At 58.7% G+C, this 26,699-nt stretch carries 20 protein-coding genes and 1 pseudogene; 12 read left to right on the top strand and 9 right to left on the bottom strand.

Going from position 1 to position 26,699, the window contains the following annotated elements:
• Both D3M59_RS11365 and hutC read right to left on the bottom strand, forming a co-directional pair.
• A pseudogene (locus D3M59_RS11365) lies at positions 1 to 603 on the bottom strand (urocanate hydratase); the annotation flags it as partial.
• 110 nt (positions 604 to 713) lie between these two features.
• A complete protein-coding gene (gene hutC / locus D3M59_RS11360; RefSeq protein ID WP_119533792.1) occupies positions 714 to 1,448 on the bottom strand; it encodes a histidine utilization repressor in 735 nt (244 codons plus the stop codon).
• 278 nt (positions 1,449 to 1,726) lie between these two features.
• Here hutC and D3M59_RS11355 point away from each other — a divergent pair, with 278 nt between their 5' ends.
• From D3M59_RS11355 to D3M59_RS11335, 5 genes are all read left to right on the top strand, one after another.
• Positions 1,727 to 4,456 (top strand): TonB-dependent receptor, encoded by a 2,730-nt coding sequence (locus tag D3M59_RS11355; protein WP_119533791.1) that lies wholly within the window; start codon positions 1,727 to 1,729, stop codon positions 4,454 to 4,456.
• 17 nt (positions 4,457 to 4,473) lie between these two features.
• The gene (locus D3M59_RS11350) at positions 4,474 to 5,184 is read left to right on the top strand and encodes a PepSY domain-containing protein (protein WP_119533790.1); all 711 of its coding nucleotides are present in this window, start codon (positions 4,474 to 4,476) and stop codon (positions 5,182 to 5,184) included.
• The gene (locus tag D3M59_RS11345) at positions 5,181 to 5,981 is read left to right on the top strand and encodes a PepSY domain-containing protein (protein ID WP_233543239.1); all 801 of its coding nucleotides are present in this window, start codon (positions 5,181 to 5,183) and stop codon (positions 5,979 to 5,981) included. The genes D3M59_RS11350 and D3M59_RS11345 overlap by 4 nt, the downstream gene beginning before the upstream one ends.
• A gap of 308 nt (positions 5,982 to 6,289) precedes the next feature.
• Entirely contained in the window at positions 6,290 to 6,757 is a 468-nt protein-coding gene (locus D3M59_RS11340; RefSeq protein ID WP_119533789.1) for a TVP38/TMEM64 family protein, read from the top strand.
• Between the two features lie 107 nt (positions 6,758 to 6,864).
• Positions 6,865 to 7,815: a lysozyme inhibitor LprI family protein gene (locus tag D3M59_RS11335; RefSeq protein WP_147416762.1), complete on the top strand. Its 951-nt coding sequence runs from the start codon at positions 6,865 to 6,867 to the stop codon at positions 7,813 to 7,815.
• 107 nt (positions 7,816 to 7,922) lie between these two features.
• Here D3M59_RS11335 and D3M59_RS11330 read toward each other — a convergent pair whose 3' ends face one another.
• Together D3M59_RS11330 and D3M59_RS11325 are read right to left on the bottom strand one after the other, a co-directional pair.
• On the bottom strand, positions 7,923 to 8,567 hold the full coding sequence (locus tag D3M59_RS11330; protein WP_119533787.1) for a response regulator transcription factor: 645 nt from the start codon (positions 8,565 to 8,567) through the stop codon (positions 7,923 to 7,925).
• On the bottom strand, positions 8,560 to 10,143 hold the full coding sequence (locus D3M59_RS11325) for a PAS domain-containing sensor histidine kinase (protein ID WP_147416761.1): 1,584 nt from the start codon (positions 10,141 to 10,143) through the stop codon (positions 8,560 to 8,562). The genes D3M59_RS11330 and D3M59_RS11325 overlap by 8 nt, the downstream gene beginning before the upstream one ends.
• Positions 10,144 to 10,372: 229 nt before the next feature.
• Here D3M59_RS11325 and D3M59_RS11320 point away from each other — a divergent pair, with 229 nt between their 5' ends.
• Both D3M59_RS11320 and D3M59_RS11315 read left to right on the top strand, forming a co-directional pair.
• A complete protein-coding gene (locus D3M59_RS11320) occupies positions 10,373 to 11,371 on the top strand; it encodes an ABC transporter ATP-binding protein (RefSeq protein ID WP_233543238.1) in 999 nt (332 codons plus the stop codon).
• A gap of 14 nt (positions 11,372 to 11,385) precedes the next feature.
• On the top strand, positions 11,386 to 14,982 hold the full coding sequence (locus D3M59_RS11315; RefSeq protein WP_119533785.1) for an ABC transporter permease/M1 family aminopeptidase: 3,597 nt from the start codon (positions 11,386 to 11,388) through the stop codon (positions 14,980 to 14,982).
• 220 nt (positions 14,983 to 15,202) lie between these two features.
• Here the strand turns inward: D3M59_RS11315 and D3M59_RS11310 are convergent, their stop codons facing one another.
• Positions 15,203 to 15,658, bottom strand: coding sequence for a Rid family hydrolase (locus tag D3M59_RS11310; protein WP_119533784.1), 456 nt, complete (start codon positions 15,656 to 15,658; stop codon positions 15,203 to 15,205).
• A 186-nt stretch (positions 15,659 to 15,844) separates the two neighbouring features.
• Between D3M59_RS11310 and D3M59_RS11305 the strand changes: the two genes are divergently transcribed.
• Entirely contained in the window at positions 15,845 to 17,203 is a 1,359-nt protein-coding gene (locus D3M59_RS11305; protein ID WP_119533783.1) for an HD-GYP domain-containing protein, read from the top strand.
• Between the two features lie 149 nt (positions 17,204 to 17,352).
• On the opposite strand, the gene D3M59_RS11300 is transcribed toward D3M59_RS11305, so the two are convergent.
• Both D3M59_RS11300 and D3M59_RS11295 read right to left on the bottom strand, forming a co-directional pair.
• Positions 17,353 to 17,733, bottom strand: a complete 381-nt coding sequence (locus tag D3M59_RS11300; RefSeq protein WP_119533782.1) for a VOC family protein — start codon at positions 17,731 to 17,733, stop codon at positions 17,353 to 17,355.
• 92 nt (positions 17,734 to 17,825) lie between these two features.
• Positions 17,826 to 18,650 (bottom strand): aspartyl protease family protein, encoded by an 825-nt coding sequence (locus tag D3M59_RS11295; protein WP_158582018.1) that lies wholly within the window; start codon positions 18,648 to 18,650, stop codon positions 17,826 to 17,828.
• A gap of 419 nt (positions 18,651 to 19,069) precedes the next feature.
• Here D3M59_RS11295 and D3M59_RS11290 point away from each other — a divergent pair, with 419 nt between their 5' ends.
• Positions 19,070 to 20,629, top strand: a complete 1,560-nt coding sequence (locus D3M59_RS11290; protein WP_119533780.1) for a winged helix-turn-helix domain-containing protein — start codon at positions 19,070 to 19,072, stop codon at positions 20,627 to 20,629.
• 144 nt (positions 20,630 to 20,773) lie between these two features.
• The gene (locus D3M59_RS11285) at positions 20,774 to 21,655 is read left to right on the top strand and encodes a TolB family protein (RefSeq protein WP_119533779.1); all 882 of its coding nucleotides are present in this window, start codon (positions 20,774 to 20,776) and stop codon (positions 21,653 to 21,655) included.
• Between the two features lie 175 nt (positions 21,656 to 21,830).
• Here the strand turns inward: D3M59_RS11285 and D3M59_RS11280 are convergent, their stop codons facing one another.
• Positions 21,831 to 22,595: a Crp/Fnr family transcriptional regulator gene (locus tag D3M59_RS11280; RefSeq protein WP_119533778.1), complete on the bottom strand. Its 765-nt coding sequence runs from the start codon at positions 22,593 to 22,595 to the stop codon at positions 21,831 to 21,833.
• Positions 22,596 to 22,766: 171 nt separating this feature from the next.
• Between D3M59_RS11280 and D3M59_RS11275 the strand changes: the two genes are divergently transcribed.
• Both D3M59_RS11275 and D3M59_RS11270 read left to right on the top strand, forming a co-directional pair.
• Positions 22,767 to 24,248 carry an ATPase domain-containing protein gene (locus tag D3M59_RS11275; RefSeq protein ID WP_267896964.1) on the top strand — a complete coding sequence of 494 codons (1,482 nt, stop codon included), beginning with the start codon at positions 22,767 to 22,769 and terminating at the stop codon, positions 24,246 to 24,248.
• Positions 24,249 to 24,454: 206 nt separating this feature from the next.
• The gene (locus D3M59_RS11270) at positions 24,455 to 26,308 is read left to right on the top strand and encodes a PAS domain-containing sensor histidine kinase (protein WP_147416759.1); all 1,854 of its coding nucleotides are present in this window, start codon (positions 24,455 to 24,457) and stop codon (positions 26,306 to 26,308) included.
• 54 nt (positions 26,309 to 26,362) lie between these two features.
• Here D3M59_RS11270 and D3M59_RS11265 read toward each other — a convergent pair whose 3' ends face one another.
• A complete protein-coding gene (locus tag D3M59_RS11265; protein ID WP_119533776.1) occupies positions 26,363 to 26,665 on the bottom strand; it encodes an alkylphosphonate utilization protein in 303 nt (100 codons plus the stop codon).
• Positions 26,666 to 26,699 lie beyond the last annotated feature (34 nt).

Genomic DNA, 26,699 nt, shown 5'->3' with positions numbered 1-26,699 from the left:
GAGGTAGCGGGTCGCAAGCCGCTTTTCGATCGAGCTTTCCTGGACCTCGATCGCGATGCAGTGGGCGCCGGCCATGACCGCCGCAAGCGGCTGCGCACCGCCCATGCCGCCGAGGCCGGCGGTGAGGATCCACTTGCCAGTGAGGTCGCCGCCAAAATGCTGGCGGCCCATTTCCGCGAAGGTTTCGTAGGTGCCCTGAACGATGCCCTGGCTGCCGATGTAAATCCATGATCCGGCCGTCATCTGGCCGTACATCATGAGCCCCTTGCGATCGAGTTCGTTGAACTTGTCCCAAGTCGCCCACTTGGGCACGAGGTTGGAATTGGCGATCAGGACGCGCGGCGCATCCTTGTGCGTGCGAAAAACGCCGACCGGCTTGCCTGACTGGACCAGCAGCGTCTGGTCCTCGTCCAGCCGCTCGAGCGTCTCGACGATCTTGTCGTAGGCCGCCCAGTTGCGAGCCGCCCGGCCAATGCCGCCATAGACGACCAGGCTCTGTGGATCCTCGGCTACCTCGTCGTCGAGGTTGTTCATCAGCATCCGGACGGCCGCCTCGGTCGTCCAATGCTTCGCCTTGATCTCATTGCCCCGGCGGGCGCGAATCGAACTGGAATTGCGTACCTTATCTTCTCTCGCCACGCATAAGCTCCCTACAGCCAAAGAGTGGCTGTATAGACAGCTATGTACGATGCGTTCGAATCAGGCAAGCCGGTCTAAACCGTAAAACTATCCTCAAACTCGTACCGGCTGCTTGGATGGGTCAGGCGCGCGTAGGAAACCAAGCGCGATTGCGACCAGGTTTGCCTGATCAGAAGAAGACAGGGTTCGTCTGCTTTGATCTTCAACAATTCCATCGCGTCCGTGCTTGGCATCACTGCCCTGACGATGTGGTCAACGCGTTCGAGTGGTGCCGCTCTCGTGAGAAATTCATTCGGGGTCGTCCGGGTGAAGTCGACTTCGTCATATCCAGGAGCCGCAGACCCCAGGACGAACCGTTCTTCCAGTTGGATCGGAACGCCTGCTTCGGAGTGTACGATCATCGAGTGAAATATCGGTGTTCCGACAGCAACGCCTAGCAACGGGGCGGTCTTGCGGTTGGCTTTCTCCGCAACGTTCTTCACGACAAGCGAAGCGTGCTGGTGACCGCGAGCGCGGATTTCATCCGCGATGTTGCGGATTTCGATAATGTGACCCTTGGCCGACGGATCTGCGACAAAGGTCCCAACGCCGGGCAACCTTGTCAGCACGCCACTGTTCTGAAGTTCTCGAAGAGCGCGATGCGCAGTCATCCGAGACACGCCGAATTTCTTGATAAGCTCAGCTTCGGATTCGATCCGATCACCCGGCCGTCGGTCGCCACGCGCGATACCGTCCAGGACGTATTTTTTGATTGCAGCATAAAGCGGCTCGGGCGCTGCGTGTCCGTATCGATCGTTCACGCTCGCCATTTATTCCACCCCTATGCCTGACATTACTTGTCTAGGCGGGATGAGCAAAAATGAAAAGCAGCCTCGCAAGACGAATAATCCGGACAGATCTGACTCAGCGGTTTGGCTTGTCGAGCGCGAAGGCATGTCCTCAGCCAAGGGCGGCGCATCGATTGGGGTCTCAGCGCAACACTGATCGCTGGATCGGCCAGCTCGAATGCACCAGCACGTTTATATATTGACATGTATAGACAGTTGGCATCTGCTCTCGAATCATAGGAACTGAGGAGGGCAAAGCTATGTCGAAGTTGTACGTGCACCTGCTGGCGGGAACCGTGCTTGCAGGGGCTTCGGCACCAGCATTTTCCCAAGATGTGACACCACCGGATACTGCTACTTCTACGCCGGCCAAATCTGCCGAAGGCGCCACGGAAGAGGCGGGTGAGGCGATTGTTGTAACGGGTTCCCGCATCCGCCGCACCGACCTTGTCGGCGTTGGTCCCGCGACTGTCGTCACAGCTGAGAGCATCGAAAATACCGGCGTCGTTAACATTGAGACGGCGCTTCAGCGCCTGCCCGCGAACGCGGGCTTCGCAGGTAACCAGACGGCGTCCTATTGGACCAGCAATGGATATGGCACGGCGCAGGTTAACCTTCGCGGTTTGGGCATTAAGCGCACGCTCGTACTCCTAAACAATCGCCGCCTCGTTGCTGGCGGTACTGGCGCCAACTCCTCGCCAGACCTTAACATGATCCCGGTCTCGATCATCTCGCGCATCGATGTCCTGAAGGACGGTGCGTCGGCGATTTACGGTGCCGATGCCGTTGCCGGCGTCGTGAACATCGTGGCGAATACCGATTACGAAGGCCTCGGCATCGGCGCGCGGGCAGGCGTCACCGAAAAAGGCGACGGCGGGGACTACACCGTTGATCTTACTTGGGGGCTGCAGCGCGATCGCGGTGGCTTGGTTGCCGCCGTGACCTATCAAAAGACCAACCCCGTCAACATGGCGTCTCGTGCGCCTTGTGCACTGGCTGAGACTTCTCCTGGTACGCTTGGGTGCGTCAATAGTGCATCAACGGCGGGCGGCCGGGCTGTTCTGCCAAGTGGCGAGCAAATCAACTTCAACAATATTCCTGGTGGCGACGGCGATTTTTATGAGCCGTACAACCCCGCCAAGCACAACTTCAATTCGAACCCGTTCTTGAATGCGGTGAGCCCCATCGAGCGGGTCAGCACCGCAGCATTCGGGCATTACGACATCACCGATAATGTCACCGCCTTCGGTGAATTTCTGTACACGTTCCGCAAGAGCGATCAGATCGCAACGCCCGGCACGATCCGGAATCTTGCTATTTCCGCAAGCAATCCGACCAACCCGACAGGCGAAGACATCGTCCTGATCCAGCGCCGCCTGGGCGAGCCCGGACCGCGTGTCTTCTTCCAGGAAACCAACACCTACCAAGGTACCGTCGGCTTCCGTGGGGAGATTGGCGGCGGTTGGAACTGGGAGGTCGCGGGCGCTTACGGTCGCAATACGGCGATCGATGGGATGACGAACATCGCCAACCTCGCACACGTTCGCAACACCGTGGACACCTCGGTTTGCAGCTTTGCGCCTGGCGCCGCCATCCCCTGTGCTGATTATCTCGGCAATGGGGACCTTACTCCGGAGGTGCTTGATTACATTCTTGCCACTACCAAGGATCATGGCGGTAACGAACTGAAGACCGTCTATGCCGACGTGACGGGCGACTTATTCCGGTTGCCCGCTGGCCCGGTGTCTCTCGCTACAGGCGTAGTTTATCGCAAGGAGAAGGGCTGGCGTGACCCGGATCCTTTGATTGTTGCCGGTGTTGCGAACACCAATCAGCAACAGCCGATCTCAGGTACGGTAACCGCCAAGGAAGCCTATGCCGAGGTTTCCGTACCTGTCTTGAAGGACCGGCCGATTTTCAAGGCGCTGACGCTGAATGGCGCACTGCGTTATTCGGACTATGATCTCTTCGGCAGCACCTGGAACTACAAGGTTTCGGCAGACTGGCAGGTCGTCGATGCGCTTCGTCTGCGGGCGACCTACGGAACGGGTTTCCGTGTTCCGAACGTGCCGGAGCTTTATGGTGGCGTCTCTGAAGGCAACCTGACGACCACCGATCCGTGCAGCAACTACATGGCGAGCGGCAATGCTACGCTGATCGCAAACTGCCAGGCGGACGGCGTTCGACCGACCTATGTGCAGTTGGGGAACACGATCCTGACGACGGTCGGCGGCAATCCCGACCTCGAACCAGAAAAGTCGAAAAGCTGGACAGTTGGCGCGGTCTTGCAGCCTCGGAACATCATTCCGGGTCTATCGCTGACTGCCGATTGGTTCTCGATCGACATCGATCACGCGATCCGGGCAATCCCAGGCTCGACCAAGCTGTCCGTCTGCTACAATACGCCAGACCTCAATCATCCGTTCTGCGATGATTTCACCCGCAGTCCTCTGACTAACGAGATCACCTATCTTTCCGCTCAGCCGATCAACACCGGCCGCGAAAAGATGAGCGGACTTGATCTCGGGTTGGTCTACAATCGGGTTCTCGGTTCAGTGGGTCTGAAGGTCGACCTCAACGCCACTTATCTGAAGGAATATGTCGTGACGCCGTTCCCCGGCGGCGCTGACATTGATTTCGATGGCTATATCGGCGGCGGCAACGGCGGCTATCCGAAATGGCGGGGTTACGGCGTCGTCACCGCCGACTTCGGTGTTCCGGAACTGACTTGGTCGACCCAGTGGATCGGGAAGGCCACCGATTTTAACGCACAGCCCGGCGAATTGGGCTACCGCGCTCCGGGCGTCTTCTACCATAATGTCCAGCTGGCGTTCGACGTGAAGAAGAACTTCCGGTTCGCACTTGGTGTCGACAACCTCTTCGATAAGAAGCCGCCGTTCATCCAGAGCTGGACCGACGCGAACACCGATACCATGACCTATGACCTGCTCGGCCGGCGCTTCTACGCCACCGTACGGCGTCAGTTCTAAAGGCTAGGAAGACAGTGATGACAATCCGCTGGCCGCTTTTGGTTCGTCGTGTCCACAAGTGGCTGGCGCTTGTCCTCGGCTTACAGGTCGTACTGTGGACGGCGACCGGCATGTACATGGTGGCCGTTCACATCGACTACATCCATGGCGACCACCTGGTGAAAAAGCCGCCGGTCGCCAGCCGCAACCTCGCCGGGTTCGTCGAGCCGTCTGCAATCCTGGCATCTCACCCACTGGCCCGGGGCGCGAAATTCCAGTCGTTCCTGGACAAGCCGGTTTGGCGGATTGAGACCCAAGAAGGGCCGAGGCTCTTTGACGCTTCAACGGGTAAGCAACTCCCGCCGCTCAATCTGTCGCAGGTCGAGGCGGCTGCCCGAGGCGTCTACACGGGCGACCCTGCGATTGTATCGGCAAAGCTGCTCACTACGTCACCGTTGGAGATGCAGGCTCGTAAACCGCCCTACTGGCAGGTCGAGTTCAAAGGTTGGAATCGGCCAACGCTCTATATCGAACCGCACACGGGCGAACTGATAAGCCGGCGCCACAGCCTCTGGCGCGTGTTCGACTTCGCGTGGATGCTTCACATCATGGATTACTCTGAGCGGACTAACGTCAATAATCCGCTGCTGCGAGTTGCAACATGGAGCGCGGTCTTAATGGCCCTTTCGGGCGCATGGCTGCTGCTTTGGTCCTTTCCCAAGAAAAAAGCGAAGAAGAAGGTCGCATGAAGATGCAGCGCGTCGCACGGCCCTCGCGGTTCAAGATCCAGCCCATTCTTTGGCGGAAGATCCACAAGTGGGTTGGCCTGATCCTGGGTCTTCAGTTCGTCATCTGGACTATCAGCGGCGCCATCATGGCATTGCTTGATATGGACAAGGTGGGCGGGCACAGCACTGCCGCGCCGGTGGAGGCGGTGTCGCCATGGCCATCAAAAATGGTGCCAGTCGGGTCTCTTGGCCCTGTCGAGCAACTGAGCCTCCGCCGCGTCCTGGACCGTCCCGTCTACGAGCTGGTTCATGACGGAGACTTACGGTTGCTTGATGCGATCACCGGCCAACCCCTTGTCATTACGGGTCCCGTAGCAGGTGCGATCGCAAAACAGGCGTTTCACCATGACTCGCCAATCACGTCCATCGAGCGGCTCGAGAAACCAAACCTCGAGGCTCGTGAGCACGAGGGACCCATGTGGCGAATTAATTTCGCCGACGAGGAGAACAGCAGCAGCTACGTGTCCGCCGTAAGTGGGCAGGCGCTGGTTAATCGCGGTGATACGTGGCGCACTTGGGACTTCGTCTGGATGCTCCACAATATGGATTACGTGAACCGGTCAAGCTTCAACCACCCATTGATCATCTTCGTTGCCTTTGGCGCGTTGTGGTTATCGTTCACGGGCTTCTACTTGCTCTTCAAGAGCTTCCGGCGACGTGAATTCAACTGGGTGCTGGGCCGCGGGGCTCGAGAAGGTAAGGAAGGTGCCAAGCCAGCAAAGGCCAAAAATCAGGAACGCACCGATAGCGATCGTTAGAGCGAGCCGTCTGATTCCTATGCGCCTTAAAGGAGTATCAAACGGGATGAACTCTGAAGCCGCCATGGGGCCCGTCCTTTGCGATGCTTACAACAATGCATCTGGATCACTTATACGCCCATTCGAGGTCGATTTCGACGGCGGACACTTGGAATCGACCTCTCGACAACGAGGATCCGGAATGGGTCGATTGCAGCAATAGACGGTAGTGACCCAATTACGGCATGTTTTCAGACGTTGCTGGGAGCATTACTACAAAAAGCTCGTAGACTGGAACCGAGGCGAGACCCGCACGGTTCCACCCGGTGATGCACGAATTTCTCCTCTCGGCGGCGACGTTCTTCGAGAATGACGTCCTAGTCGGCCTGTTCTTTTTTGCAGGCACCGCGATCGTGATTTCCCTCTGGATTCCCGGCTTCCTCTTGCCCATCGCCGCGTCGTCGGGGGCGGTGCTGGACGCATGGGCGGGTTCGACAGCGGTTGCTTGTGGCGCACTCGTTGGGAGCATGGCGATTTTCGCAACGTCGCGGCGTATCGGTCGGGATCGATTGCCATCGAAGCTCGTCGATTTCATTCACAGATTCGAACACCAGTTTCGATCACACGGGGCCTGGTGCGTATTTTTGCTGCGATTAATCGGCGCGCCGCACTTTCTCGTTTCGGCAGGAAGCGCGCTAATGCTGATCCGCGCGCGCTACTTTGCGCTGGCGACCCTAGCGGGAATGGTTCCCGGCATCCTGCTCGCTGCCACTGCGGGTTCATCCTTGGCAGCCTAACGCTGCGTTGCCTTTTACTGTCGGCACTGGATTTTGAGTCCGCAGACGCAAAATGTGGGCGTCGGCGATTAGTGGGAGCCGACAGTGAGTCCGGGCGTTAGCGCTCCATGCGCCGTCCAAAACCAGCAGTAATCGGGCTCGTGATCGCCGGCCTTTTCATTCTTGTCCTTGGAATTTTGCTGATCCGGGAGCGCGGAAGCGCCTCTGAACAGCGTGCCGAAAAACCGACCGCGTCCGGCGCCGGTGGGGATGTCGAGCAGCGGTGCGCTTCACAGCAGACTTACGACAGGATCAAGCTGGAACTGTTCCGTCGGGCAGTTGAGACGCGGGGAAGCGGTCGAGAGCCATTCGACAGGCTATCGACCTATTCCGTGGCAAGAATGGAGCGGCCGCTACTAACGGACTACGATAAAGAGCTTGGCACGGTTCGTTGCTCTGGACGATTATCGCTCGACCTTCCGCCGGGCGTGGCCGTCGTAGGAGGGCGCCGTGCACTTTCGGCAGACATCGACTATCTGCTTCAGCCGGCCGCGGATGGCAGCGGCGACGTCGTAATGCTGGAAGGCGCAGATCCGATTATCATTCCACTTGCGACGCTGGCACCGACGTCTTCAGGGCCCGCATTGCCATCGTCTTCTGCGCCCGCTGCGATACCCGGCGAAAGTGTGACGCGCAGTTCGGAGGTCCTTGCGCCTCAAAGCAGTCAAACGCCTGCGCAAGAGCCAGCCCCACCGATCCCTGCGACGCGCGAAAATGCTCAGGCTGAGCGACCCGCGATGACGAGTCGGCCGAGCTTCAACTGTCGTTATGCACGGACACGTAGCGAAATTGCAGTTTGCAGCGATGGCAGACTGGCCGCGCTCGACCGAGAAATGGCGGCGCAATACCTTCGCGCAATTGCAAATGCTGATGCGCGCGAACGTCGTTTGCTAACGAGCACTCGAGATCAGTTCTTACGCCATCGTGATCGTTGTACTTCGGAGGCTTGCATCGCGCAGAGCTACCGGGGCCGCATGCGTCAGATTAGCGACATAGAGGCTAGCCGTTTACGTAACTGAGGCCAGCAGCGAAATGGTAACCCATAGGAGGCGCATCGGCCAAGGATTTCGGTTTGACGACCGCACGCGCCGCTGCAGCGACCTAACGAGCGTAGTCCTATACTTTACTAGGCCTCTCCACCGAGACCGGTGGGAGAAGTCGCGTCCATCTCGAGCCCAATTCGGATGACGTCGGGCGTCGTTCGAACACCTAAGCGACGCATAAGATTGGCCCGATGCATCTCCACGGTGCGGATGCTGATATTCAACGCGTGGGCGATCTGCTTATTGGTTTGACCGGTACTAAGGTAGCGCAAAACTTCTCGCTCACGCGGAGAAAGAGAGCGCAGTCGTTCAGCGCGGTTTCGCAGTTTCTCCTGGGCGCTCATCTGCTTTTTTAGCGTGAGCATGGCCTCGCTGATGGCCGCCAGAATTTGATTTTCACTGAAGGGCTTCTCGACAAACTCGATGGCTCCGCCTTGGATGCACCGGACAGCCAGCGGGATGTCTCCGTGCCCGGTCATCATCACAACCGGCCAATCGACATTCAACTCGCCAAGTTCGTCGAGCAGCGCAGGGCCATCCACACCCGGCATTTTTACGTCGAGCAGAATGGTACCAGGTACTAGGCTTCCGAGCTGGTCGAGGAACATCTTGGCCAGTGGGAAAGACCGCACCTCGAAGGCATTCGCTTGAAGGAGACCAACGAGGGAATGAGAGAAGTCGAAGTCGTCATCGATGACGTAGATGTTGCGATAAATAAACTCAGCCATTCGGCTTTAGGTCCTCATTGGCTAACGGGAGAGTGAATGCGAAGACGGCGCCCGTGGACCCGTTTTCAGCCCAAAGCCGACCGGAGTGGGCCTCGATAATTCGCTTGCTAATCGGCAGGCCAATTCCCGATCCTTGCGTCTTCGTCGTAACGAACCACTCAAACAGGTCCGCCATTCGTTCCTGGGGAATACCAGGGCCACGATCTTCGAACCGCACGGTCGCAAAAGCGTCGGTCTTGGTAATGGAAATCTCTACCTCGGGATGGGCGAACTCCGACATTGCCTCCTGCGCGTTCTTCAACAGGTTCACCACGACCTGCTGAATTTGGACGCCGTCGGCCATGACAATCGCGCTATGAAGGGACGTGGTAACGACGGACATGTTCGGATCGGCCATGCGGACCAATGTGATGGCTTCGAGGACCGTCCGCATTAAATCCGTTGGCTGCGGACTGGATGAGCCAGTCGAAGTGAGATTGCGCAGGCGGCGTAAAATGTCCCCAGCCCTCATGGTGGCGTCATAGGCACGACCGATGACTGCACTCAGCTCATCCGGGTCAGCTTTTCCCACCATTTTTCGCGCTAGGGCTAGATAATTCACCGTCGCAGCGAGAGGCTGATTGATCTCGTGGGCTACAGCACTTCCGAACGACTCCATCGCCGTCGAACGCGAAACACGAAGCAATTGCGCTTGCAGCTTGCTGGCAAGCGCCTGCGCCTTGACCTGCTCCGTCACGTCGTGCCCTTCGGCAAACAGGCCCACGATGTTTCCGTCGCCGTCACGGACCGGATGATAAATGGTGTCGATATAGTTTCTTACGGGTGGTTCCCCGGGTTGGTTTTGGAACTCGATGGGAAGGCCTCGCCCCACGAATGGGACGCCCGTCGTGAACACCCGGTCTAAGATATCGACGAATCCCTGCCGGACAATTTCCGGCATAACCTCAGCGACTGTTTTCCCAATTAGGTCCTGTCGACCGACCAACTGACGATATGCCGCATTTGCGAAGGTGAAGCGGTGTTCAGCGCCCTCGGCCATCGCAATGAAGCCGGGAGCATGCTCGTAGACTTCGTGAAGGGCGTCGAGTTCGCGCGCGAGGCGTTTTTTGTACGCCACCTTTGCCGTTCTATCGGTGAGGACGCAGATGGCACCGATGGGACCAGATTGCTGCTCGGGGTGGAAGAGGGGAGTATAGGTGAAGGAATAATAGCCTGTTTCGGTATAGCCGCTGCGCCACGTCGGAAGCTCCGTGTCGTCAACGACCCCCGACTTGCCCGAGAAAGCATCCTCAACGTACTCAGATAGGCGATGCCATACGGGAGCTGCCACCTCGGCAAAGGGCTTCCCGAGGATCTCATGATAGCGTGGGCCGAGGGACCTGGCATATGCGTCGTTGAACAGGAGTGTCCGTTCTGGACCCCACAGCAAGATCGTCGGCGATGCCGAGATCAGGATGAACCGTACCCAACAGCTAAGCGGAGTCGTCCATTCGCAGAAAGGACCGAGGGGAGTCTTTTCCCAAGGATGGAGGCCGAACGCCTCTAGGTCTAGGATCTGATAACGAGTGGTAGTCAACGCGGTACACCTTCGCGGCCTTCTATAGGTCGCAGTTAGATTCTGTCGACTTACCTTGAACAACCCTCGGCTCGACGGCGGGCTTCCATGGAGGCGGTTGGGAATCCACTACGGCATCAGGCAAATTGCGGATCACTCAATGCTTATACCGCTGATGGCCTAGCTCGGACGAAATGGCCGGAGATGTGGGCAGTCGACACCGCCCTCCCGCAGGGGTGCAGTTTTCGAAATGGAAGCTTCGACCGCCGAAAGCCTACTAGTGCGAAACCAGTCGTTTGTCGGTCCGTCGATCATGGGCTTGCTTGCTTTGAAACGTCCGCTACCCATCGTCTACAGACCGGGGGGCGCGTACATGTTGGAAATCCAGAATCTTTCGCACACATACGCCAATGGGACGGTGGCGTTGGAGAACGTGAGCCTGTCCATTCCGCGCGGGATGTTCGGGCTGCTCGGACCCAACGGCGCGGGCAAGTCGACCTTAATGCGTACGGTGGCGACGCTCCAGGAACCGACGGCTGGCAGCATCAAGTTCGGCGACATCGACGTGCTTGCCGATCCGGAGGCGCTGCGTAGGCGCCTTGGCTATCTGCCCCAGGATTTCGGCGTTTATCCGCGCGTGTCTGCATATGCGATGCTGGACCAGTTGGCGGTGCTGAAGGGCATCACCGGCAAGGGCGAGCGCAAGAGCGTCGTCGAGACCTTGCTCAACCAGACCAATTTGTGGGCCGTCCGCGACAAGGCAATCGCCGGATTTTCAGGCGGCATGCGGCAGCGTTTCGGCATTGCGCAGGCGCTGATCGGTAACCCCGAGCTGATCATCGTCGATGAACCGACAGCGGGCCTCGATCCCGAAGAGCGCAACCGCTTCCTCAACCTGCTGGCGGCGATCGGCGACAACGTCGTCGTGATCCTGTCGACGCACATCGTCGACGACGTCGCGGACCTTTGTCCACGCATGGCGGTGCTGGCCAATGGCCGGCTGCAACTCGAGGGCAAACCGGCCGAGCTGATCGCATCAACACGCGGGAAAGTCTGGAAGAAGACCATCGACCATAGCGAGCTGGAAGATCACCAAGCCAAGTATGAAGTGATCTCGACCCGGCTGTTTGCCGGCAACACCATCATTCACGTCCTGTCGGACACTCAGCCTGCCGGATTCGAACCGGTCGAGGGCGGCCTCGAGGACGTCTATTTCTCGACGCTGTCTAACCTCCGCCGCGCAGCCTGAGCGGGAGACACGCCATGCTAGCAGGCATCGTTGGATTCGAAATCCGCTACCAGCTGAAGAACCCGGTTTTCTGGGTTTCGATGGCCATCTTCTTCCTGCTCGGTTTCGGCCTGACGGCAAGCGAGAATGTCAGCATCGGCACCCCGGGAACGGTTCACGAGAATTCGCCCTTCGCAATCGCGGTCGCCACGGCTGCGTTCGTCCAATTCTACCTATTCGTCACGACAGCCTTCGTCGCCAATGCGCTGGTCCGGGACGACAATAGCGGTTTTGCGCCCATCGTCAGGGCAACCAGCGTCACCGACAAGCAGATCGTGCTGGGCCGTTTCCTCGGCGGACTGATCATCGCGACGGTTGGCTACCTCGCAATCCCGCTGGGAATGTTCGTTGGATCGATAATGCCTTGGGTGGATCCGGAGACGGTCGGACCGCAGCGGTTAGCGTTCTATGTCTGGAACTTCGCGATCTTCGGCGTGCCGAACATCTTCCTGACCAGCGCGCTGCTGTTCGCAATGGCGACGCTGACGCGATCGATGATGGCATCCTATGTCGCCGCCGTGGTGCTGGTGATGGGCTATCTGATCACCTCCAGCATCGTCGGCCAGAAAATCGAATATCGCGAGACGTTCGCCCTATGGGAGCCGCTCGGCAACGGCGCCATCGCCGAGGTTACTCGCTACTGGACACAGGCCGAGATGAACAACCGACTCATCGAGCTGGAAGGCGTCGTGTTCTACAACCGGTTGCTCGCCGTCGGTATTGGCGCCCTGTTCCTCGGCGTCACCCTGTGGCGGTTCAAAATGACGGAGCGCGCCCCGTCGAAGCGTAAGCTCCGTAAGCTGGCGAAGAAGCAAGTTCGCGAGGAGCGCGCGGCGGCGGCAATGCCGACGCTGGGCGGGGAATCGTTCAGCGCCCGCGACGCCCAGCCTTCGCGCTGGGTCCAGTTCCTGACCCGCCTGAGAACCGAAGTGAGGCAGGTGCTGACGAGCCCGGGATTGATCATCCTGTCGTTGCTGGCAATCGGCTTCACCGGTGCGTTCTTGTGGCTCGGACAGTCGACCTACGGCACTTCCGACTATCCGACGCTAGCCGCAACGATCGGCACGGTGCGCAATGGCTCAGGAATATTCCTGCTGATGATTGCCACCTTCTATGGCGGTGAGCTGGTGTGGCGCGAACGCGACCGCAAGCTCAACGAAATCCTCGATTCAACGCCCACTCCGAGCTGGGTGATGACGGTGCCGAAGATGATCGCGATTTTCGTCGTGCTGCTGGTCGTAAACCTGGCGACCATCCTGAGCGGATTGTCTTACCAGCTGGCGCAGGGTGCGCGTGAATTTGGCCTCATGGAATATGTCGGCTGGTTCATCATTCCGGCGGCAATCGACGGCCTGTTGATCGCCATACTGGCAGTGGCCGTCCAAGTGCTCAGCCCCAACAAATATATCGGCTGGGGCATCATGTTCGTCTGGTTCGTCGGGACGATCTTCCTCAACAACCTCGGCTACGCCAACCCGCTTTATACCTACGCGCGGACGCCGTCCGTGCCGCTCAGCGATTTCGTCGGCGCGGGCAGTTTCTGGGTCGCGGAGGCAGTATTCCAATTCTACTGGCTGTGCTTTGCGATCGTACTGGCGGTACTGGCCCACCTTATCTGGCCGCGTGGCACTGACTTGGGCGTGGGAGTGCGCCTTAAGCGGATGCGCCGACATGCCACGGCGACGCCGCTAGCAATTGCCGGCATTGCCGCTGTGGCGATGGCTGCGACGGGCGCCTACGCCTATCACAATATCAAGCAGCTCAATCGCTACGAAACTTCGGACGACGCCGAACTCTATTCCGCTCAATTGGAGCGCAAATATCTGAAGTTTGAGAACTTGCCGCGCCCGGTGGTCACCAAAGTGACGATGGACGTGCAGTTATTTCCATCAGAACGAAGGCTCGAAGCGAAGGGAAGCTATGAGCTTCGCAACGATACTGGCGCGCCGATCCGCGAGCTGCATGTGAGGCAGGGCAGCCGTGACGCCGAATATCTGAAAATGGAAATTCCGGGAGCCAAGCTGATCTCGGACGACAAGAAGTTCGGATATCGCATCTACCGGTTCGATCAGGCGCTAGCAGTGGGGGCAATCGCGCGCCTCAACTTCGCATCGCGCATTTGGCATCGCGGTTTTCGCGCCGGCTCGCCGGCGACCGACGTCATCGAGAACGGCACCTTCGTCAACAACTTTGGCTTCGCGCCGATTATCGGCATGAATCGGCAGGGCCTGCTCAGCGACCGTACGCAACGCCGACGCCAGGGGCTCCCGGCGGAGCTGCGTCCGGCTAAGCTCGAGGATCTTGAGGCAACCAAGGGCAACTACGTCAACGTCGACTGGGTGATGTCAGACATCACGCTGACCACCGACGCTGGTCAGACGCCGATTGCACCTGGAAACCTGGTATCCGACGTGACCAATGGCGGGCGCCGCACCGCGCACTTCGTCAGCCCGGCTCCAATCCTCAACTTCTTCTCGATCCAGTCGGCTGACTACAAGGTGGCGAGCCGCGACCACAACGGCGTCAAGCTATCGGTTTTCTATCATCCCGGTCATGACTGGAATGTGCCGAAGATGCTGAAGGCGATGGCATCGTCGCTCGACTATTACCGGGCAAACTTCGGGCCCTATCAATTCAACTATGCCCGGATCATTGAATTTCCAGGCTATGCCAGCTTCGCCCAGGCGTTCGCCGGCACCATGCCCTATTCGGAATCGATCGGCTTCGTCGCCAACACTAACGACCCAGAGAAGATCGACTTCACGACCTATGTCATCGCTCACGAAATCGCCCATCAATATTGGGCGCACCAGGTGATCGGAGCCGACATGCAGGGCGGCACGCTGACCAGCGAAACACTGGCCCAATATTCGGCGCTGATGGTGATGAAGCGGATGTACGGCGAGGACCAGATCCGCCGCTTCCTTAAATATGAGCTCGACAATTATCTGTCGGCCCGGAAGGGCGAGGCAGTCGAAGAGCAGCCGCTCTACCGGGTCGAGAACCAGCAATATGTTCACTATCGCAAGGGATCTGTGGCCATGTACCTGCTGCAGGAGCGGCTGGGCGAGGATGCGGTCAATCGGGCACTGGCCCGGTTCGTGGGGAAGTTCCGCTTCAAGGGCGCGCCCTATCTGCGTTCTGTCGACCTCATCAACGAGTTTCGTAGGGAGGCGAAATCTCCTGAACAGCAGCAGCTGATCACGGACCTGTTTGAGCGGATCACCATCTATGACCTCAAGGTTAAGGACTCCGAGGTCCGGCGCGATGGTGACGGCTGGGTCACGACAATGACCATCTCCGCTGGCAAATTTTATGCCGACGGCAAGGGAACGGAGGCGACGGCAAAACTCGCCGAGCCGATCGAGGTGGGCTTGTTCACCGCGCGCCCAGGACTGGGTGCCTTCTCCGCCAAGGACGTCATTGTGATCAAGCGCGAGCCGATGCGCGATGGCGAACAGAAAATCGTGGTCCGGAGCAATCGGAAGCCGGCCTTCGTTGGGGTCGATCCCTATAATTACTACATAGATCGCAACAGCGACGATAACGTGAAGACCGTTGGGGAAAGTTAGTCTGTGAATGGTCGAGTAGGTCGTTGGCCGTCGCTCGCCTACATCCGGAACGAACGGCTAATGGACCTGAGGAAGCTCGAACACGGTCCGTCCGCTATCAGGCCAAAGGAACGCAGCTGGCAGCGTGTTTAACCGCCATGGCGCTGACAAAGGTGGGAAGGGAAGTAGGCGTTCGCTGATCAGGAATGCTGAGGGAAACGAACGTTGCCGGCGATCTCCGCTACTTTTTCGGTACGTGCGCAACAACTGCAATTTCGACGAGTGCGCCTGGCTGCAGTAAACCCGAGGTGCCAATAGCGCTCCACGCGGGCGGTGGCGACTTCATATAGCGGTTCTTGACCTTGGCGAATGCCTCGATTTGTGCGTTTGGATCGGTGTGATAGGTACGAAGCTCAACGACATCGTCCCAGCTCACGCCCGCCCGCCGTAGAGTGTTGCCAATAGCGTCGAATGCCTTGGCGAACGCCGCCTCCATGTCGGTTTCACCTGGAGCCAGATAAGCAGGTACGCCCGAGACATAGACTATGCCGTTGCTGACAACAGCGTTCGCCCAGCCAATCTGCTCTTGTATCTGCCGCTGCCGCGCATTCTCGGGCATGATTACAACCGCCCGCTGACGAGCTCCTTCCGGCTGCTGCACGGCCACGGCGAGCGCTGCGATGGTCGTCAGTATCATTTTGCAAACTCCTTCTCAGCGTGGTCGAGCGTCGGTGCATCCCCATCACTCGAGGTCTAACGAAGGCGAAAGCTGATTCAAGAAGCCTTTAGCTCCACCGTCTGAAGCTTGGTCGCAGTCGGACGAAGGCAGAAATTAACCATGCCGGGAAACGGATGTCTCATTGGATGCCGGTAAACCAATTCCATGTTGCATCAATCTATAGCCGCCGGGGAAGTTGCCTACACCTCGCTCGCCGAGCTCCTTGGCTCGTTCAGCTACGCGCTGGATATCACGGAAGGGCAGCCTGCCGGGCACAGTTTGCGCAGCGCACTGATTGGAAGCCGGATAGGCCGAGCCATCGGCCTTTCAGCGTCCGAGCGACACAGCCTGTATTACACGATCCTGCTGAAGGATCTCGGTTGTAGCAGCAACGCGGCCCGGATCTGCGAGCTTTACCAAGCCGACGATCGGGCGTTCAAACACGGCTACAAGACCGTCGGGACGAGTTTGGCCGCGACCCTCGTCTTCATCTTCTCCAGGACAGCGGCGCGGGCGCCGTGGAGGGAGAGGGCATCCGCCATCGGCCACATCCTACGCAACGGCGACGACATTGCCCAAGACCTGATTGTGACGCGCTGTACGCGCGGAGCGGATATCGCTCGGACATTGCGCTTCGACGAAAGCGTTTGCGAAGGGATCTTTCACCTCGACGAGCATTGGGACGGATCCGGCCGTCCCTCGCATCTTCGGGGAGACGCCATTCCGCTCTTCTCGCGTATCGCGCTTCTCGCCCAGATCGCGGACGTCTTTCACGAACATGCCGGGGCGCAGGCGGCGATGGACGAACTACGCCGGCGCGCAGGCGTCTGGCTCGACCCCGAGTTGGTGGATGTCGCATGCCGGCTTGGGGCAGAGGAATCTTTCTGGAGTGAGCTGCAAGCTCCTGGCCTCGAGGCTCGCGCGGCCGTGTTCGCGCCGCCAACCGAGGCCGTGTTGGTGGACGATGACTATCTCGACGATATCGCGCGCGCCTTCGGAGAAGTCATCGATGCCAAAAGCCCGTTCACTGCGGGCCATTCGTCTCGGGTTGCAGATCTCTCTTCCAGCCTGTCCCTGTCCCTCGGTTTGGACCAAGGGGCATCACGGTCGGTTCGGCGGGCGGCTTACCTCCACGACGTCGGAAAGCTCGGCGTGTCGAACAACATTCTCGACAAGCCAGCCGGCCTGACGGATCCGGAGTGGCAGGAAATGCGCGCCCATGCCGACCACACGAGGGAGATTCTTGGCCGGATCGGGCCACTCGCGGCGCTGGCTGATACGGCCGCGGCGCATCATGAGCGCCTTGACGGCAGGGGATACCCGCTTGGGCTTTCAGGATCCAACGTCAGCCTTGAAACGCGCATCATTACCACCTGCGATTTTTTCGACGCGATAACTGCCGACAGGCCATACCGATCGGCGATGGGCCTCGACGCTGCACTGGGCGTGATGAAACAGGAAGTGGGGACAGCGCTCGATCCGCTTTGTTTCGACGCGCTCGAGGCGATTGCCAAACAGGGCTGATCCAGCGGACGGAGAGGGTGCGCAAGGCAACGCAGAGTTACGCAATGACATGAGCGTCGTAGTTGCGCGAGCTTGGCGATCCTCCGACTGCTGCACCGCAAACAGGCAAAGCAGGCCATCCGCTTCCGGCGAGGTGGGGAAACCGCCACTCAGTCGACGGGATCAAATCCGGGCGGGGTGTAGGATACTTCGAAACGAATTCCGTCCGGATCCTTCATAAACAGCGCAGTTATGGGGCCGATGGTTTGAACCTCAGGAGTGACGAAGCCTGCGTCCGCCATTGTCCGCTTCACCGAGTGCACAGTTTCTACGTCAGGCGCCGAAAAGCCCAGATGGTTCATGCCAGCACCATATCGCTCGTATCCAGGCAATCCTGGCTGGGATTCCCGGAACTGGAAGAAGAACCCTTGGCCGTCCGTCCAGACGTGATTGCGCTTCTTCGCAAAGCCCAGGAGTGGCAGCAGCGTTTCATAGTAGGGATTGCTGTTGGCAAATGAGCTCACCAGCAAGGTGAGGTGGTCAATTTTCAAGGCTCTCATCCATAATTTGGAGTGGCTTGCGCCAGGTGCGGTTCTCGCGCGGCTGAGCGGATAGAATGGGCCCGGACTCTGGCCAGAACTTTTTAGCTCCCGCCTGTCGTTTTCGACAGGAATAGACGCTTGCCAGGATGGTCGATGACGAACCGACGATCAGCAAGAATGTCAATTCCGAGAATTAGTGCCGGCTGCCCTTCGGCAAAACCCAGCGCGGTGAAAACAGGAAGATCGGCGATACGGAGAGTGACTTGGGGCCTGCTGGCCTGGCCTATGCGCAGCTCCCGGAAAGTGTTGGTCACACTCGCTGTCCCATGAGTTGTGACGCCTTTGACGGTGCTCGCCTTGATGACGCCAGGGCTATCGGGCGTGAGACCCAGTAGCCGGGCTGCCGCCCAGTTCATGATGGTGCCCTTGGCACCGGTATCGAGGATGGCGGGAATTTCCGTGCCATCCAAGTGAACCGTCAGCCTGGGCGTAAGTGCCTCATCGAGCGTGATCGGGACAGGCGGGAGCATTCCCTTCAGCATCGCCTCGGTCGGGGCGTCTGTCATGCGCCATACTCGGCCCGGCATATCCATTTCCACTGCGAAGCGCGCAATAACATCGGCGCCTAGCACACCGTCGACACCCAGCTCGTCCACCGGGCTAGGCGGAAGGGCGAATGCGGTCAGCCCGTCGAAGGTGCGACCATCGACTGTCAGGCGTTTCAGTGTCAGCGTTTCGATCTGCGTCTTGCCTGCGGCCCCATCCAGGTTTTGAGAACCACTAGCGAACATGGAGCTTGGCATCGCCGCGCGCAGGCAAGGCAGGATCGACGTGCTACTGGCGGCGGTATCAATGATGAAGCGCAGTGGTTTGGAGCCATCGAGCGCGACTTCAGCGATTGGGTGCCCCGACGGCAACACCTCCATGGGAGCGGCTGACAGCGGAGCAGCGACCAAAAGCGCACCTGTGGCGAAAATTGTTTTGAACAAAGCATGCCTCGATTTTGCTTGGAAGTGGTCCGGCGCTTCGACAACCAAAACGCGGTTACGAACCTAGATTGTTCGACAATCTGCGCACCTTTTCTTCGACAAATGGCTCGATTGTTTCTGCACATCGAATGACCGCGATCTCCAGAGCACCGCTGAATAAACGGCGGCATTGTCAGTTTGGTCGACTGGAGCGGTCTCTTTGCGGTCCATTCCATCCTGTTGATCGTCCATCGCTATTCCATACCGCCGCGGTGGCTTCCTTAATGGCTGACACTAGTGACCGTTGGTGCCAGGGACTCGACGGTCAGATCGCGAGTGGATAGGCTGAGGCACTGTCGGAGCCGGCGGAAGGGGGCATGAGCGTTTCGGGCAAGGTCGAACTTGCGCACGAGCCGGACTTCGTAATGGGGCGGCTGACCGTTTCACCCTCGCGGCGCGAGCTGGTTCGTGACGATGGTCAACGTGAAGTCCTCGAGCATCGCGTTATGCAGGTGCTTATCGCGCTCAGCAAAGCTGAAGGCAGCATCGTCACTCGACATGAGTTGACCATGCTTTGCTGGAACGGCCAGGTGGTCGGTGAAAATGCGATCCATCGGGTCATCTCCCGCCTGCGCAAAGTCGCGAATGGCATTGGCGCGGGATCCATCGAGATCGAAACCATCACAAAGATTGGCTACCGGCTCACCAAGCTCGACAGCCAATCCGACCGCGATGCAAATCTACCGGGACATGGAACGTTGGCCGGGCCAACAGAGCGGGTTACCCCCCGACTGTCGCGACGTAACCTTGTCCTAGCCGCTGGCTCAGCAGCGATCTTCGGTGGTGGCGCATATCTATACCGTCGGCAATCTGAGGCTTCAGTGCCCTCCAATGTGCAGGCTCTCGTCGCCCAGGCACGGCAGCTAAGAGACCAGAGCACACGCGAGGCGCAATACCAGGCCATCGGCCTGCTGCAACACGTAGTGACGATAGCGCCCGACTACGCCGACGGTTGGGGAATGCTGGGGTGCGCCTATGCCGTCCCGTCTCATTACAGGGAACAGGAGGAAGGTATCGCGTTGCGTGCCCGCGCAGAATCCGCGGCGCAGCGCGCGCTCGCGCTCGATCCAGGCAACGGATATGGCGAGTTGGCTTTGTCGGTGGCGCTTCCGTTCATTGGTCATTGGATGGAGCGGGATCGGCACCTTAATCGCGCCCTGTCTGACCGTCCCGACGAGGACGAAATACTAGCCTTTCGAGCTGCTGCCCTAATCTTCGTCGGTCGGGCCAAGGAGGCGTTGTCCTATTATGCAAAGGTCCGGCACAAGCCGTTCACCCCGGCCGTCTATAACGATTATATTCGTGCACTTTGGAGCGCCGGCATGGTTGAGGAAACCGACCGCGCCATGGACGATGCCGCTGCGCTTTATCCGACCCAGGGGACGATTTGGATAACCCGTTTTCACGTCAAGATGTTCAGCGGAAAGCCCGATGCTGCAATTGCACTGGCGGAGGACCCAAAGGGCCGCCCTTCCGATATCGATGGCCCGACCTTACCGGCGTGGATTGCTCAGGCCCGGGCTATAGGGAGTGGCAATCCTGAACAGCGTGAACTGGTCAGCGTGGCCCAGATGGAACGCGCCCGAGTTTCCAGCTTTGGCGCGGAATCTGCAATTCGTGTTCTAAGTGCGCTTGGACGGGTCGACCAAGCCTTTGAAGTCGCGGGCGCTTATTATTTTGGACGCGGCTTTATCGTGCCGGACTCTCCGGCGCCGGGGAGCAAATTCACCCCCGGCCAACGGCATACGCGCCTGCTATTCGAACCCGTCACGCGTTCGATGCGAGCTGATGCCCGGTTTGAGCCGCTGGTCGAGGAAATCGGTCTTGACCGCTACTGGCGTCAATCCGGGGTCCAACCAGACTATCGCCGACCCTGACCGCCGCTCCACGCTAAATATCAGCGGCGCATCAGCAAAAAATCAGGTCCGCAGTGTCCCATTAATTCCTGCGTTCATTCATTCCAATCGACGCAACGGAGTTCGCTCCGCGCGGAACAGGCACGTGACCAGAGGAGAGGCGGGATGGTCGGGAAGTCCTACTATTGGCCAGCGGGAATCGCGGTCAGTCTTTGCGTTTGTGCACCTACGGCAACCGCAAAGGACTTTGGAAATTGGGGTCCTCCGGTGAATGTGAAGACGTTGCCGGGCTCTAGCCCAGAAATCAGCACCGAATTCACTGAGGGCTGTCCCATCCAGTCACCGTATGACGATGCCCTCTACATCGCATCGAACCGACCTGGCGGTCTTGGTGGCCTTGATATCTGGGTAGCGCGTCGCAACGGTGAAGGTTGGGGAACGCCGGAGAACGCAGGTGCGCCAATCAACAGTAGCGCAGACGATTTCTGCCCGACTCCCGCACGGGGCAACCGGTTGTTTTTTGTCAGTAAGCGCACCGAGCCCAACGGCGATATCTATGTTTCCAAGAACGGCAAGGTCACGAGTGTGGGACCGAACATTAATAGCGCGGCCCAGGAATGGAGCCCATCGTTCTTCGAGACCGATGGCGGCAGCGAGGTCCTATACTTTTCAAGCACCCGCAATGGTGGCCAGGACATTTTCTACAGCGTCAATGGAGGGCCGGCGCAACTTGCCACGGGTGGGGTCAACAGCTCGGCAAATGACGCCAGGCCAAATGTGCGTCGCGATGGACTGGAGATGGTCTGGGATTCCGACAGATACACTACGCTTGGGGGACCCGACATCTTCGTGTCTACCCGCGCTTCGGTTGATGATCCGTGGGGTCCTGCAGTCCACCTCGACGCTCCTATTAACAGCAGCGCTGTCGAATCGCGGGCTTCCTTGTCCTGGGACGGGACCGAGTTGTTATTCGGATCGACTAGGCCGGGTGGAGAAGGCGGCTCGGACGTCTACCTTTCCAGGCGAAGCAAGATCACCGGAAAGTGATCGAATGATCGAATGAGTGGCGACCGCATTCTCCCCTGTCGGCAATCGACAAGAAGCGGGCGCCAGTCGGCTGGGCGCGAGGCACTGCGGGGGCAGCCTCGCGCCCATTTTCTCGTGATGACGCCAAATTTCGAGCTTCAGCCATTTACTCAATGGACCGATCGCGTCCGGGAATTCAGCCTTGCACAGGATCGGCTGCGTGACTTTCCTTACGGGTGTGGTCGAACGAATGTGGATACACCCCTTTCAGTACCCGGCCGAAGTGCCGTTCGACCGCCCGTTGGCAATCACATGCCAGTCCGTTCAGCGCTTCAGGCTTTCGCACTAGTAAGGATCCGCGGCGCGTCTCTACGAACTCGCGCTCTTTCAACGACCGAATGACCCTGCTGACGTACGAGCGGCCCACGCCAAGCATGCCCGCCAGTTGCTCCTGCGTAAGGGGAACGACATGGTCTCCAGTTCGCTGCATCGCTGAGATCACCCACTTCGCGGTTCGCTGTTCGATGGAGTGCGAGGCATTGCAAGCGATGGATTGGAACAGTTGGGCCATCACGCAGTCCGCGTAACGGGCGAACAGATGCGCCAACGTCGCCGACCTGCTTTTAGCAGCGTCCAATTGCTGGACATCCATCCTCAGAAACGGGCCGGAATACTGGACCTGTGCCCTTGCGTAAGCGGGCAGATCGCCTTGGCTGACGATGCCTGCTACCGCACCTTCCCGGCCGATCAGCGCAGTCTCAACCGCGTTGCCGTCTGCCAGGAGAACGCGGTAGGAAATGAGGCTTGGGCCCAACGGGAAATACACCAGACGAACCACGTCGCCCGGCTCATATAAAATCTCTCCCACCTTGGCGTCCCATGGCTTCAGATGCGGCTCGAGGAGCGCGAGGTCATCCGGACGCAACGCTCCTAGCAGATTGTTTTCCTTCAAAACTTTCATGCTAACTCCTTGCGCGTCTGCAAACGAGCAAATCGCCCATATGTTCACTAGTGAGCAGACCGAACCGTTATGTGTGTGTACTAGTTGACACAGCGCGCATCGTTCGCGTCGGTTGATCGTGCCCGCTCACGACAGACCCAGACGTTCCATGGCGGGCTGTTGGAGTTGAGATTGGGCGGACAGGAAATCGATACCGGCTCAGCGCCGCTCAACATGATCTTGGGCGGTGGCTATGAGGCCCAGCGCGCCCATCTGCTTGAAGGGCGTCCGGGGTCAGGCAAGACAACGCTCGCGCTTCAGTGCTTGCTGGCGGCCAAGGCGCGCGGTGAGCGCTCTTTATACATCACTCTATCGGAGGGACGTCTGGAGCTCATCCAGTCGGCGGAAACCCACGGCTGGGACCTCGATGGAATAGACGTCTTCGAACTCACGCCTCCCGAGTTGAGCCTCGACACTTCTCGTGAACAGACGGTTCTTCACACCTCGGATCTCGAACTCGGCGAAACCGTCGAAATAGTGATGGCTGAAGTCCGAAGGGTGAAGCCGCACTGCGTGGTATTTGACTCGCTGTCGGACATTCGGCTCCTCGCTGGGGGACCGCTCCGGTACCGTCGGCAGGTCCTCGCGCTGAAGAATTTCTTTACCGCGCAAGGGTGCACCGCACTCTTCATAGACGACTTAACGGAGGAAATGGACGACGCGAATTTGCACAGTCTCGTTCATGGGGTCATTCGACTGGAACAATGGACGATCGCCTATGGGACCGAGCGGCGACGCATTCGAGTCTATAAGATGCGTGGTCGCGATTTTCGCGGTGGGTTCCATGACTATGTGATCCGGACCGGCAAGGGAGTCTGCGTTTTCCCGCGCCTTGTTGCGGCCGAGCATAACGATGGTTTTGACGAGCAGGGGCCTGCAAACAGCGGAATTACCGCGCTGGATGAGATGCTCGGTGGAGGTCTGGACCGTGGAACCAGCTCATTGATAATCGGTCCGGCCGGGTCCGGAAAGTCGACGATGGCCGCCCAGTTCGTGCTGGAGGCGCTGAAGCGCGGCGAAAAAGCTCTTTTCGTCAGTTTCGACGAGACGCGGCGGAACTTCTTCAAACGCGCGGCCGGGCTATCATTCGATTTTCCTGCTTATGACGGCGAGCAATTCCACTTCAGACAGGTCGATCCTGCTGAGCTGTCGCCGGGCGAGCTAAGTGAAACTCTTCGTCAGTACGTCGAGGAGCTTGGGACGAGTGTCGTCGTGCTGGATAGCCTGTCAGGCTATCAGAATTCGATGCCCGCTGAGAAATTCATGATGCTTCAGATGCATGAATTGCTGACGTACCTGAATCAAAAAGGGGTCATGACGATCCTTATCCTGGCCCAGCACGGCATGGTTGGTCCCATGCATTCTCAGGTGGATCTGACCTATCTTTCCGACACCGTCCTGCTTTGTAGGTTCTTCGAAACCGGTGGTGAATTGAAGCGTGCGGTCTCCGTCATCAAGAAACGGACCGGAGGGCACCAGTCGTCGATCCGAGAATATCGGATCGATCGACAGGGTCTTCGCGTTGGTGAGCAACTCGACGAGTTCGAGGGCATTTTAACGGGGGTGCCAAAATTTAATCCCCGGGCCGGAAAGTTGCTCCAAAGTCGGGAATAGGTGTGCCTCAACGCGTTTCAATTACGGCTCCCTCGGGTCGCGATGCCGATGTGATTGCGAAAATCCTGGCTGGAGCCGGGTTGGCGACGTGCGTTGAAGCAAACATTGACTCGCTAGTCCAAGCTCTCGATCGAGAACGAGCCGGGGCGCTAATCATCGCCGAGGAAGCCTTTCGACACGGAGCGCTTGAGCGACTTGCACACCGATTGGCAAAGCAGGAGCCATGGTCGGATATTCCGATCATATTCCTCGCGCTGCCTAATTCGACCAGCCAGCTGCCGACACTAGTGATCGAAAAACTTGGTAACGTCACCATTCTGGAGCGGCCGCTTCGGCCTTTAGTGCTAGTGTCGGCCGCTCAGGCGGCCCTGCGAGACCGCGCTCGGCAGCATGTTGCTGCAGATTATATCCTGCAGATCGAGGCGCAAAGCGCCACCGTCCTAGCGAAGCAAGCTGAACTCGAGGCACTTAACCTAGAGTTGGAACGGCGCATTGCGGACGCTCTAGCCGAGCGTCGCGTGCTTGCTGACATTGTCGAAGGAACAGATTCTTTCGTCCAGGTAGCGGACCTAGAGTTTAGGTGGCTTGCAGTGAACCGGGCCGCGAGCGACGAGTTCGAGAGGATATTCGGCCATCGTCCGCAAGTGGGCGAGTCCATGCTGGATGTGCTGCGTCACCTTCCTGATGAACGCGAGCGATTGAAGGAAATCTGGAGCCGCGCCCTTGCCGGAGAAGAGTTCCTGGAGCTCGGAGAATATGGCGACGAAGGCCGAGATCGCCGGGTCTACGAGATGAAGTTCAATGCACTGCGCGACAATTCGGGCAGGCAGGTAGGCGCGTACCAGTTCGCTACTGACGTCACGGATCGCGTAGCCAAAGAGCGGCAGCTTGATGAGGCCAACGAGAAGATGAGCCAGATGGCGAAGCTCGAGACGCTGGGCCAATTAACAGGCGGCGTAGCGCACGACTTCAACAATCTTCTCACCCCGATCGTGGGCGGCCTTGACATACTTCGTCGCCTCCACGCCGATGACCCGCGATCGAGCCGTCTCATTGCTGGCGCGGCAGAAGCCGCGGATCGAGCGACAACGCTGGTGCAGCGTCTCCTGGCATTTGCACGTCGGCAAAATCTGCAAAGTCGGGTGGTGGATGTCCGGGCGCTGGTGCTGGGCCTGGAAGATCTTCTAGCAAGAACGTTAGGCCCCGGTGTCGACCTTGAATTTCGCGCGCCGCAGCAACCCGTTTTGGCGAAGGTAGATTCAAGTCAGCTCGAGCTCGCCATTCTCAACCTGGCCGTTAATTCGCGCGATGCGATGAAGGGCGATGGCAAGATCGAAATTGCACTTAGCCGAAGGTCAGTAACCCAGTCCGATGATCCTGACTTACCCTTGGGTTCATATGGCGTAATTTCGGTCACAGACGCGGGCGGCGGAATGGACCCGGACATCTTGGCCAAGGCAATCGAGCCCTTCTTTACGACCAAGGGGGTCGGGCAGGGGACAGGGCTCGGCTTATCGATGGTGCACGGACTCGCCGCACAGTTTGGCGGGGCGCTCAAGCTGCTCAACGCATCGGGATCCGGCCTGACTGCAGAAATCTGGCTCCCGGAAGCGGGCGATTACGGCCTCGAAGTCGATGAAGGCCAGAATGCCACTGGGCTGGGTGAATTGAGCAGCTTGCGCATCTTGTTGATTGACGATGACCTGCTCGCCCGAACAGCCATTGAAACGTTACTCCATGATATGGGCCACGAGGTGATCGCGATCTCATCCGCGACGGACGGTCTCTCGATGCTGGAAACAATGTCCTTCGATGCACTAATTGTTGATGTGTTGATGCCCGCAATGAGGGGCGACGAGCTGGCTGCGGTCGCTGCCGCTAGATGGCCCCATCTCCCGATACTCTTGCTTACAGGACACCCGGGCGAACTCCGCGAGGACGCTCAAGAGTTGGCTTTACTTTCAAAACCGGTGACGCGTGGCCAGCTGACGGAGGCTCTATCCAAATTGGTGGCGGTGGATTCGTCTCGGCGATCGGTTGAGATTGAACCATCGGCCTAGTGCTCGCCGCACAAGGCGGGGGCATCAGAGAAGTCGACGAGGTAACCGACAGCTTTAGCGCTTGCGGACGAACTCGGCGCGCAAGACGAGACCTTTGATCCCTTCGTATTTGCAATCTATCTCCTGTGGGTCGCCCGTTAACCGAATGGACTTGATCAGGGTTCCCCGCTTCAATGTCTGTCCGGCCCCTTTTACCTCTAAATCCTTGATGAGGGTGACCTGGTCTCCATCTGACAGAACATTGCCCACGGCATCGTGCACCTCCACCCGCTCAGTTTTTTCATGACGGGCTGCGAGTTCTGAGGCGGGCAGCCATTCACCACTAAGCTCGTCGTAGACATATTCTTCGTCTTGCATGGGGCTCACATCTTGTCTGAGACGTCGTGGCCAT

The sequence above is a fragment of the Sphingomonas edaphi genome (assembly GCF_003583725.1).
GTDB classification, from domain to species: domain Bacteria; phylum Pseudomonadota; class Alphaproteobacteria; order Sphingomonadales; family Sphingomonadaceae; genus Sphingomicrobium; species Sphingomicrobium edaphi.
The sequence above is the reverse complement of the archived record's forward strand: the minus strand, read 5'-3'. Positions and strand labels throughout refer to the sequence as shown.